Origin of the sequence: Pseudoduganella sp. OTU4001 (assembly GCF_038440195.1) — a bacterium.
Lineage (GTDB): Bacteria > Pseudomonadota > Gammaproteobacteria > Burkholderiales > Burkholderiaceae_D > Rugamonas.
Genome location: NZ_JASATG010000027.1, coordinates 55875 through 66280, shown reverse-complemented (window position 1 = coordinate 66280; position 10406 = coordinate 55875). Strand labels below are relative to the sequence as shown.

At 62.5% G+C, this 10406-nt stretch carries 11 protein-coding genes; 10 read left to right on the top strand and 1 reads right to left on the bottom strand.

Translation table 11 applies throughout. The annotated features are described in order from the left end of the window. Positions 1-220 precede the first annotated feature (220 nt). Genes AAHE99_RS20545 through AAHE99_RS20500 form a run of 10 tightly spaced genes read left to right on the top strand, consistent with a single transcriptional unit; the run spans position 221 to position 9518 of the window. Positions 221-1711, top strand: a complete 1491-nt coding sequence (locus tag AAHE99_RS20545; protein WP_342119222.1) for a B12-binding domain-containing radical SAM protein — start codon at positions 221-223, stop codon at positions 1709-1711. Between the two features lie 50 nt (positions 1712-1761). Next, positions 1762-2886 (top strand): MlaE family ABC transporter permease, encoded by a 1125-nt coding sequence (locus tag AAHE99_RS20540; protein ID WP_342119221.1) that lies wholly within the window; start codon positions 1762-1764, stop codon positions 2884-2886. Beyond that, positions 2883-3725, top strand: coding sequence for an ABC transporter ATP-binding protein (locus tag AAHE99_RS20535; RefSeq protein ID WP_342119220.1), 843 nt, complete (start codon positions 2883-2885; stop codon positions 3723-3725). The genes AAHE99_RS20540 and AAHE99_RS20535 overlap by 4 nt, the downstream gene beginning before the upstream one ends. Before the next feature lie 10 nt (positions 3726-3735). Beyond that, complete coding sequence (locus tag AAHE99_RS20530; RefSeq protein ID WP_342119219.1) at positions 3736-4674, top strand: MlaD family protein; 939 nt, start codon at positions 3736-3738, stop codon at positions 4672-4674. Positions 4675-4683: 9 nt separating this feature from the next. Beyond that, complete coding sequence (locus AAHE99_RS20525) at positions 4684-5298, top strand: ABC-type transport auxiliary lipoprotein family protein (RefSeq protein WP_342119218.1); 615 nt, start codon at positions 4684-4686, stop codon at positions 5296-5298. Positions 5299-5301: 3 nt separating this feature from the next. Then, positions 5302-6492 (top strand): VanZ family protein, encoded by a 1191-nt coding sequence (locus AAHE99_RS20520; RefSeq protein ID WP_342119217.1) that lies wholly within the window; start codon positions 5302-5304, stop codon positions 6490-6492. A gap of 35 nt (positions 6493-6527) precedes the next feature. Then, positions 6528-6848, top strand: coding sequence for a (2Fe-2S) ferredoxin domain-containing protein (locus tag AAHE99_RS20515; protein ID WP_342119216.1), 321 nt, complete (start codon positions 6528-6530; stop codon positions 6846-6848). Then, positions 6848-7474 (top strand): alpha/beta hydrolase, encoded by a 627-nt coding sequence (locus tag AAHE99_RS20510; RefSeq protein WP_342119224.1) that lies wholly within the window; start codon positions 6848-6850, stop codon positions 7472-7474. Before AAHE99_RS20515 ends, AAHE99_RS20510 begins: the two co-directional genes overlap by 1 nt. 23 nt (positions 7475-7497) lie before the next feature. Beyond that, positions 7498-8643: a D-alanyl-D-alanine carboxypeptidase family protein gene (locus tag AAHE99_RS20505; protein ID WP_342119215.1), complete on the top strand. Its 1146-nt coding sequence runs from the start codon at positions 7498-7500 to the stop codon at positions 8641-8643. After that, positions 8643-9518, top strand: coding sequence for an aldo/keto reductase (locus AAHE99_RS20500; RefSeq protein ID WP_342119214.1), 876 nt, complete (start codon positions 8643-8645; stop codon positions 9516-9518). Before AAHE99_RS20505 ends, AAHE99_RS20500 begins: the two co-directional genes overlap by 1 nt. Before the next feature lie 50 nt (positions 9519-9568). On the opposite strand, the gene pssA is transcribed toward AAHE99_RS20500, so the two are convergent. Beyond that, on the bottom strand, positions 9569-10327 hold the full coding sequence (pssA, locus tag AAHE99_RS20495; RefSeq protein ID WP_342119223.1) for a CDP-diacylglycerol--serine O-phosphatidyltransferase: 759 nt from the start codon (positions 10325-10327) through the stop codon (positions 9569-9571). Positions 10328-10406: the final 79 nt, after the last annotated feature.

Below are 10406 nucleotides of genomic sequence, written 5' to 3'. Positions count from 1 at the left end.
AATTTTTTAAAGATCGCTGCTTTCGTTTATCGACGAAGCGTTGTGTTCGTCAGCAGCAGAGAAGCGAGATTATGCAGTGTTTCGTATAACTCGTCAACCCCATCTTTTTCGCTTCGCTGCTTCGTCGTTGACGTTGCTGCGTTGCGAGGGACAGAACTATAACGGAGCGGCGCCCGTCGCGCAAGGGTAAAATGTGAGGTTTCGCGATTCACGTTCCATCATGACGATCCTGCTCTCCACTCTTAACGCCCGATACACCCATGCGTCGCTCGGGCTGCGCTACCTGCTTGCCAATATGGGCGAGCTGCAGGCGCAAACGCGTATCCAGGAATTCGTCATCGGTGCGAAGACGACCGAGATGGTGGAGCGCATCCTGGCTGCGCAGCCGAAGATCGTCGGTTTCGGCGTCTATATATGGAACGTGGAGGAGACCTGCCGCCTGGTGGCGACGCTCAAGCGCGTGGCGCCACATGTGGTTATCGTCCTTGGCGGACCAGAAGTTTCACACGAGACGGGCGAGCAGGAGATTGCGCGCCTGGCGGACTACGTGGTGACGGGCTGGGGCGACGTGACCTTCCCCAAGCTGTGCGGCGAGATCCTGAATGGGCCGAAGCCATTGATGAAGGTGCATGCGGGCGTGCAGCCACCGATGGCGGAGATCAAGCTTCCATACGGGCTGTATAGCGATGAAGACATCGCGCACCGTACCTTATATGTAGAAGCTTCACGCGGCTGCCCGTTCAAGTGCGAGTTCTGTCTTTCTTCGCTGGATAAGACGGCGTGGCCGTTCAATATCGACGCCTTCCTGGCGGAGATGGAGGCGCTGCATGCGCGCGGGGCGCGTACCTTCAAGTTCGTGGACCGCACCTTCAACCTGAATATCAAGACCAGCCTGAAGATCATGCAGTTCTTCCTGGATAAGCTGGCGGCGGCGCCGGAGGATCCGGTCTATGCGCACTTTGAGCTGGTGCCGGACCACTTGCCGGATGCGCTCAAGGAGGGCATCGCCAAGTTCCCGGCCGGGACGCTACAGTTTGAGATCGGCATCCAGAGTTTCAACCCTGTGGTGCAGGCGAATATCTCGCGCAAGCAGGATAACGCCAAGGCGGCCGACAATATCCGCTGGCTTTGCGAGCATTCGAGCGTGCATATGCATGTGGACCTGATCGCGGGCCTGCCTGGCGAGACGGTCGAAAGCTTCGCCGAAGGTTTCGACAAGCTGTGGGCACTGGGCCCGCACGAGATCCAGTTCGGCATCCTGAAGCGGCTGCGCGGCACGCCGATCATCCGCCATACGCAGGAATTTGGCATGGTCTACGATCCCTACCCGCCATATACGATCCTGGCGAACCGGGATATTGATTTTTCGACCATGCAGCGGCTGGTGCGCTTTGCGCGCTATTGGGACCTGGTGGCGAATTCGGGACGCTTCACGCATACCGTGCCGGTGCTGCTGGGGGCCAATCCGTTTAAATCGTTTATGGCGTTTTCGGATTGGCTTTACGCGAATACGGATGCGACGCACCGCATTGCGCTGGACCGGCTGGCGGTCATGGTGGGGCGCTGGCTGGGCGAGACCGGGATGGCGGCCGGTGAGGCGGCGGAGCTGCTGGGGCGCGACGGGCACGGGGTCAAGCAGAAGCCTGCCTCGCAGGCGGCGGGGCGCGAGCATGCGGCGCCGGCGCGGCAGGTGCGGCATCTGGCGGCCTGACCACTGCGTCGCGAGTGGCGTCATAGGCGAAACTCTTTTACACTGGCGGCATGCCTATTGCTCAAGAGCCAACGTTATCTGTCAGCCCAGACGGGCGCACGGTATCAGCCGGGGGAACCTGGCAAGTGCATGCGCTCGCGAGCAAGCGCGTGATGAAGTCCATTTCCGGCTGCCTGTCGCATGTGCGCGATATCAACGCGGTCGAATGGGATTTGAGCGGCATTGACATGCTGGACCACGTCGGCGCGCAGCTGCTGTGGGGCGCCTGGGATTATAAGCGTCCGGCGAAACTGAAACTGGTTAACGGCCAGGACGAAATCTTCAAACGGATCGAAGCGGCGGGCAAGCTCGAATGCCCGCGTCCGCGCAAGGAGCATTTCGGCTGGGTGACGACGCTGGGCTTCGGGATCCTTGGCTTCATGGAGCACATGCAGGGCTTCCTGAAGCTGGTCGGCTCCGTGGTGCAGGACCTGGCGCGCTTTGCGTCCAACCCGAGGCGCGGGCCATGGCGTGAGATCTCGGCCAATATCTTCCATGCCGGCTTCCAGGCGCTGGGCATTACGGCGCTGGTGGGATTCCTGATCGGCGTGGTGCTGTCCTACCTGTCGGCGCAGCAGCTGCGCAATTTCGGCGGCGATATCTATCTGGTCAACCTGCTGGGCATGGCGGTCATCCGCGAACTGGGGCCGCTGATGGCGGCGATCCTGGTGGCCGGCCGCTCCGGCTCGGCGATCACGGCGCAGCTGGGCGTGATGCGGGTGACGGAGGAACTCGATGCGATGCTGGTGATGGGCATCTCGCACGGCTTCCGCCTGATCCTGCCGAAGGTGATCGCGCTGGCGATCTCGATGCCGCTGCTGGTGATCTGGACCGACGCGGCGGCGCTAATCGGCGGCATGATCGCGGCGAAAGTGGAGCTGAACCTGTCCATGCGCTACTTCGTGCAGAAGCTGCCGGATGCGGTGCCGCTGGCGAACTATTACATCGGCCTGTTCAAGGGCGCGGTGTTCGGGATGCTGATCGCGATGGTGTCCTGCCATTTCGGCTTGCGCATCAAGCCGAATACCGAAAGCCTGGGACGCGGCACCACCACTGCGGTGGTGACGGCGATTACTGTGGTGATCCTGGCGAACGCGGTGTTTGCGATCGTCTTTAATGGAGTCGGCTACCGATGAATGAGCAGCCCGACCTACCGGAAGAAGAAAGCTGCGCCTGCCCTGAAGGCGAGGGCAAGCTGACGCTGGACGGCAGCGTGCCGGTGGTGGAGATCACCAACCTGCAGACCAAATTCGGCCGCACGGTGATCCACAATGACCTGAACCTGACCATCGAGCAGGGCGAAATCCTGTCCATCGTGGGCGGTTCGGGCACCGGCAAGACGGTGCTGCTGCGGCAGATGCTGGGGCTGGAGCGTCCAACCAAGGGTTGCGTGCGCATTTTCGGCGAGGACATTACGCAGGCATCGTCCGGCCACTTGCAGGAATTGCGCAACCACTGGGGCATGCTGTTCCAGCAGGGTGCACTGTATTCGGCGCTGACGGTGTTCGAGAACATTGCGCAGCCCATGTGCGAGCTGGGCACCCTGCCCTCGCACCTGATCCGCGATGCGGTGCTGCTGAAGATGAATATGGTGGGCCTGGGCCCGGAACATGCGAACAAGATGCCGAGCGACCTGTCGGGCGGCATGGTCAAGCGGGTGGCGCTGGCGCGCGCTTTGGCACTGGAGCCGAAGCTGCTGTTCCTGGACGAACCGACCGCCGGCCTGGATCCGGACTTGTCGGAGAGCTTTGTTTCATTGATCAAGTCCCTGCACCGCGAACTGGGGCTGACAGTGGTAATGGTGACGCACGACCTGGATACGCTGTTTGCGCTGTCCACGCGGATTGCGGTGCTGGCGGAAAAACATGTGCTGGCCATTGGGCCGACACGCGAGGTGATCAAGACGGATCATCCGTTTATCAAGGAATTCTTCCTGGGCGACCGCGGCAAACGCGCGCTTGAGGCCCTGGAGTAAGGAGCAAGGCATGGAAAACAGATCTCACGCTTTGATGACAGGCCTGTTCACGATCACGCTGCTGATCGCGGCGATCCTGTTCGGCATCTGGTTCAACCGCGACCGCGTGCAGTATGAGCCGTACCTGATCGCCACCACGCAATCGATCCCGGGCCTGAACCCGCAAGCGGCGGTGCGCTATCGCGGGCTGGAGGTGGGCAAGGTGGACGAAATCGACTTCGATCCGAAGATGGCGGGCCAGATCCTGATCCACCTGAGCATCGACCCGGCCACGCCGATCACCAAGACGACTTATGCGACGCTGGGCTACCAGGGCGTGACCGGCATTGCCTACATCCAGCTGGATGACGAGTCGATCGGTTCGCCGCGCCTGGCAACCAGCAAGGGCAATCCAAGCCATATCCCGCTGCAGCCTGGCCTGTTCGACCAGATCGAGAAGCGCGGCACCGCGATCCTGGGCCAGGCGGAGGAAGTGACCAAGAAGCTCAATAACCTGCTCAGCCCTGCCAACCAGAAGATGATGGTGGGGGCTTTCACCGATATCGGCGAGGCGGCGCGCTCGTACAAGGACCTGGCGGCGCAGCTGGAGCCGGCGACGCAGAAGATCCCGGGGCTGGTGGCGCGCAGCGACCAGGCCTTGCGCTCGGTCGATACGCTGGCCACGGAGGCGAACAAGGTGGCGAAGTCGCTGCAAGGGCCGGATGGGGCGGTGCAGCGCATCACGGCTTCGGTCGACCGCGCGACCACGTCGGTGGAGGCGGTGGCCAGCGGGATCGAGCTGGAGACGCTGCCAGGCGTGACCGGGCTGGCGGATGAGACCAAGTCGTCGATGCGGGCGATCCGCCGCACCATGAATAATTTGAGCGACCGGCCGCAAAGCATCCTGTTCGGCGCGCCCGGCACGCCGCCGGGGCCGGGTGAACCGGGCTTTGATCCTTCTGGCAAATAAGGAAAACGTATGAAGAAGAATATCCTCATCGCCGTCGCCATCGCCGCTGCGCTGGCTGGATGCGCCAGCAAGGGCCCGCAGCCAACCGCCTACGACTTCGGCCCGCTCGGCGCGCCGCCGGCGGCAGGCAGCGGCACCAACGGCGGCGCGGCTGCCGCGATGCCCGCCATCGTGGTAGCCGACGTCAGCGGCCCGGCCTCGCTCGACTCGCAGCGCATGTTCTACCGCCTGATGTACGCCGATGCGCGCCAGTCGCGCCCTTATGCCTACAACACCTGGGCCGTAACGCCGTTGCAGCTGATGTCGCAACGCCTGAAAGCCCGCATCGCGCAAGCCGGCGTCAAGGTCGTCTCGACCACGGATGCCGCCGGCGGCCTGCCCCTGCTGCGCCTTGAAGCCGACGAGTTCTCGCAGAACTTCGACACCGCCACGCAGAGCAGCGCCAGCATCACCCTGCGCGCCTCGGTATTCCGCAACCACAAGCTGGTCGACCAGCGCACGTTCACCCGCACCGCGCGCGCGCCGAGCGCCGATGCGGCCGGCGGCGCCAGCGCCCTGGCCGAAGGCACCGACGGCATTGCCGCCGATATCCTGGCCTGGCTGGCAGCCATGCCGAAGCAGTAAACAATGAAGGAAGACACGCCAGCCCCCGCCCCGGCTCCAGCGCCGGAGCCGCGCAAGCCGGAAGCCAAGCCGCCGGAGCGTAGCGGCTCGCCCGTCGCGCGCGCCACGCTGCTGGCATATATGGTGCTGATCGTGTACGCCAGCTGGTTCCCGTTCTCCGGCTGGCAGAACCAGGGCCTGTCGCCGCTGATCTTCCTGGAATGGACCTCGCTGCCGCGCTACTGGACCGGATTTGACGCCGGCATCAACGTGATCGGCTATATCCCCTTCGGCATGCTGCTGGTGTATGCGATGCGGCCGAAAGTGACCGGCTTCTGGGCCTTCCTGCTGGCCAGCCTGGGCGGCATGCTGGTTTCCGGCACGATGGAGGCGGTGCAGACCTACCTGCCGACGCGCGTGTCATCGAACCTGGACTTCTACACCAATACGGTCGGCACCATCATCGGCGCCTTTTTCGGCGCCCTGAGCGCGCACAAGCTGATGGACACCAGCCACCTGTACAAGCTGCGCCAGCGCTGGTTCGCCCAGCACGCCAGCCAGGGCCTGGTGCTGGTGGCGCTATGGCCGCTGACGCAAATCTACCCGCAAGGCTTCCTGTTCGGCCTGGGCCAGCTGCTGCCCATCCTGTCCGAGTGGCTGAGCGAATTGCTGGATATGGAGATCGACCTGGCGGCGATGGTGCGTCCCGACCTGGCGCTGACGGTGGAGCAGTACTGGCTGTCCGAAACCATCGTTACCGCCTGCGGCATGGTGGGTGCGGCCCTGACCCTGCTGTGCATCCTGCGCAAGCCGGCCCCGCGCCCGCTGCTGGTGGCCATGCTGGTGGCGGCCGCGGTGCTGGTGAAAACCCTCTCCACCGCGCTGCAATTCGGCCCGGACGACGCCTTTGCCTGGATTACGCCCGGCGCCCAGGGCGGCTTCCTGATCGGGGTGATCATGCTGGGCGGCCTGATTTTCGCGCCCCATGTGGCGCAGCGCCGGCTGGCGGTGGCCACGCTGCTGCTCAGCCTCTTGATCGTCAACACCACGCCCACCAACCCGTATTTCAGCGAAACGCTGCAAAACTGGGTACAGGGCAAATTCCTGAACTTCTATGGCGCGGCCCAATTCCTGTCGCTGGCGTGGCCATTGGCTGCCCTTTGGTACCTTTGGCTCCCTTCGCACAAGCTGAACAAGGAAACCCCGGTAAAATAAGCGCCTGCATTGAATTAGAGGCTAAGAGGCACCCGATGAGCGACAACCAATACTATAAACATCACGTGTTCTTCTGCATGAACCACCGTGATGACGGCCGCGAAAGCTGCGGCCCGCGCGGCGCGGAAGCCGCCCAGAAGCACGCCAAGAAGCGCTGCAAAGAACTGAACCTGAACGGCGCAGGCAAAGTGCGCATCAACCAGGCCGGTTGCCTGGACCGCTGCGAACACGGCCCGGTGGCCGTGGTCTACCCGGAAGGCACCTGGTACACCTACGTTGACACCAGCGATATCGATGAAATCATCGACAGCCACCTGGTCAACGGCAAAGAAGTAGAGCGCCTGAAAATCAAATGATGAACAAGTTTTCCGAGAAGTTTACGCTGCAGGGCGGCGCCGGCCTGATGGAAGGCCTGATCGACATGCCGGCCGGTGCGCCGAAAGGCATCGCCCTGGTGGCCCACCCGCACCCGCTGTACGGCGGCACCATGGAGAACAAGGTCGCGCAGACCCTGGCGCGCACCTTCGTCACCATGGGCTATGTGGCTGCGCGCATCAATTTCCGCGGCGTCGGCGCCTCCGAGGGTGTGCATGACCATGGCCACGGCGAAACCGACGACATGCAAATCCTGTACAACTACATGGTGCAGCGCTACCCGGGCCTGCCGGTAGCACTGTCGGGTTTCTCGTTCGGCACCTTCGTGCAGTCGCACCTGGCGCAGCGCCTGGCCGCTGCCGGCACCCCGGCGGAGCGCCTGGTGCTGGTGGGTACCGCCGCCGCCAAGTGGCAGATCGCCGACGTCCCGGCCGACACTATCCTGATCCACGGCGAGAATGACGAAACCATCCCGCTGACCGATGTGCTGGATTACGCACGCCCACAGGACATTCCTGTGATCGTGATTCCCGGCGCAGACCATTTCTTCCACCGCAAACTCGGTCACATCAAGAACTGGGTAATCGCCTTGTGGAACAACCGTTAATTTCGCAACCCCTACAGAACTCTATGAAGAAAATTATCGCTGCACTGGCAACCAGTGTACTGCTCATGACTTCCGCAGTGGCGCAGACCCTGCCGCCGCCGACCATCGCCGCCAAATCCTGGTTGCTGCTGGACTCCACCAGCGGGCAAGTGATTGCCGCCCAGGATCCGGATGCACGCGTGGAACCGGCTTCCCTGACCAAGATCATGACCGCCTACCTGACCTTCCAGGCCCTGCGCGACAAGAAGCTGGCCATGGACCAGAAGGTCAACGTGTCGGTGAAGGCATGGAAGGTGGACTCCAGCTCTTCCAAGATGTTCATCGACCCGGCCACCCCGGTCTCGATCAGCGACCTGCTGCACGGCCTGATGGTCCAATCCGGCAATGACGCCGCCGTGGCGCTGGCGGAAGCCGTGGCCGGCGACGAAGCAGCCTTCGTCACCCTGATGAATCGAGAAGCGCAGCGCATGGGTATGACCAACTCGCGCTTCGCCAATCCGCACGGCCTGCCGTCGCCGGACAACTTCACCACCGCGCGCGACCTGTCGCTCCTGGCGCGCCACGTGATCCAGGACTTCCCTGAGTTCTACAAGATCGATTCGGTGAAGAGCTTCACCTACAACAAGATCACCCAGCAGAACCGCAACCGCCTGCTGTGGCTGGACCCGACCGTGGACGGCATGAAGACCGGCCACACCGAATCTGCCGGCTACTGCATGGTGGCATCGGCCAAGCGCCCGGCCGGCAATATCGAACGCCGCTTGATTTCCGTGGTGATGGGCACCAGCTCGGACGGTACCCGTACCGCCGAAAGCCAGAAGCTGCTGAACTGGGGCTTCCAGAACTTCGACACGGTCAAGCTGTACTCCAAGGGCCAGGCCATCGACACGCCGGAAATCTGGAAAGGTTCGCAGTCCAACCTGAAGATCGGCTTCACCAGCGACGTGATGGTGACCGTGCCGAAGGGCGTGGCCGCCAAGATGAAGCCTGTGCTGGAACGTAAGGACCCGCTGGTGGCGCCAATCGCCGCCAACACCAAGGTCGGCACCCTGAAGATGATGGTGGACGGCAAACCCCTGCTGGAACTGCCGGTCGTCGCACTGCAGACCGTGGACCAGGCTTCGATCTTCGGCCGCGCATGGGACTCCGTGCGCCTGTGGCTGAAATAATGGCTAAGCTGAACCTTTCCCGCGTGGTGGCGGGCATGTGGCGCATGACCGAGTGGGACATGACGCCGCAGCAGCGCCTGGACTTCATCGAGCAGTGCATCGCGCTGGGCGTGACTTCCTTCGACCATGCCGACATTTATGGCGGCTATGGCGTGGAAGGCCTGTTCGGCGAGGCGCTGGCGTTGAAACCGTCGCTGCGCGAGCAGATCCAGATCGTGAGCAAGTGCGGCATCAAGCTGATTTCCGGCCGCCGCCCTACGCATACCATCCAGCATTACGACACCAGCGCGGCGCATATCGCGGCGTCGGTGGAGAATTCGCTGAAGGAGCTGCGCACGGATTACCTGGACCTGTTGCTGATCCATCGTCCTGACCCGCTGATGGATTTCGATGAAGTGGCGGGCGCCTTCCAGCGCCTGCGCTCCGAGGGCAAGGTGAAGGAGTTCGGCGTGTCGAACTTCTCGCGCCACCAGTTCGAGTCGCTGAACAAGCGCATTGCGCTGGTGACCAACCAGGTGGAGTTTTCGCCGCTGCACCTGGATCCGCTGTTCGACGAGACTTTCGACGGGCTGCAGGACCTGGCGGTGCAGCCGATGATCTGGTCGCCGCTGGGCGGGGGACGCCTGTTCACCGCTGGCGACGAGCAGGGCGAGCGCCTGCGCTTGAAGATCAAGGAGATCGCGGACGAACTGAATCGTCCGTTTGCGAGCGTGGTGTTTGCTTGGATTATGCAGCTGCCATGCAAGCCGGTGCCGCTGACAGGCTCGGGGCGCATCGAGTCGATCAAGGTCGCTGTCGAAGCGACCGAGTTCCAGCTTAGCAAACCGCAGTGGTTTGAAATCCTGCGTGCAGCGCGGGGGCATGAAGTCGCCTAAAACCGGTAAACCGATGTCAGACCCAAGGGTCTGACACCGGTTTACCGGTCTTAATCCTCGTCAAACACCTGCGGCGTCGCAATCCCCCTCCAACCAGCGCGCCAAGCCAGATTCAGCGCCACGGTAAACGCGATATACACCACAAAGAACAGCACAAAGTAATAAGCCCGCAGCCACACCAGCAAGCCCACATTCAAAGCCAGCACCACCAGCGCCGCCGCACTCTTCTTCTGCTTCGAGCTCGGGAAGCGGATAGTGGAGACCATCAAACTCCCCACCACAAACAGCAGCGCCACCACCAGATAGCCCTCCAGCCGCGTATCCGGAAACTCCGGCCACGCCACCACCACCGAAGCCACGCAAGCCGCCCCCGCGGTAATCGGCATACCGACGAAATACTTCGGATCCGTACGCCCCACGTTCACATTAAAGCGCGCCAGGCGCAAAGCGCCGCAAGCCACAAAGAAGAACGAAGCAATACCCCCAATCCGCAGCAGCGTAGGATCGGCAGGCCCCATCTGCACAAAGCCGTAGCAATACAGCAGCACCGCCGGCGCGCAGCCGAAATTCATCACGTCCGCAATCGAATCCAGTTGCACGCCGAACTCCGAGCTGGTGCCCGTGGCGCGCGCCACGAAGCCATCCAGCGCATCGAAAATCCCCGCCAGCACCAGCAGGAAAGCCGCCAGGCGGTAATCCTGCGCAAAGCCGTAATGCGCGTTATCGACGGAGATCACAATGCTGGCGAAACCGCAGGCGATCGACAGCAGCGTCACCGAACTTGGTAACGCAAATTTGGCACGCTGCAGGCGCTGTTGACGTGGAGTATTCAAATTCTGGCAATGATAGAGAAAAGGTACGGCTATTTTAACCCGCCCTAAAAGAAAC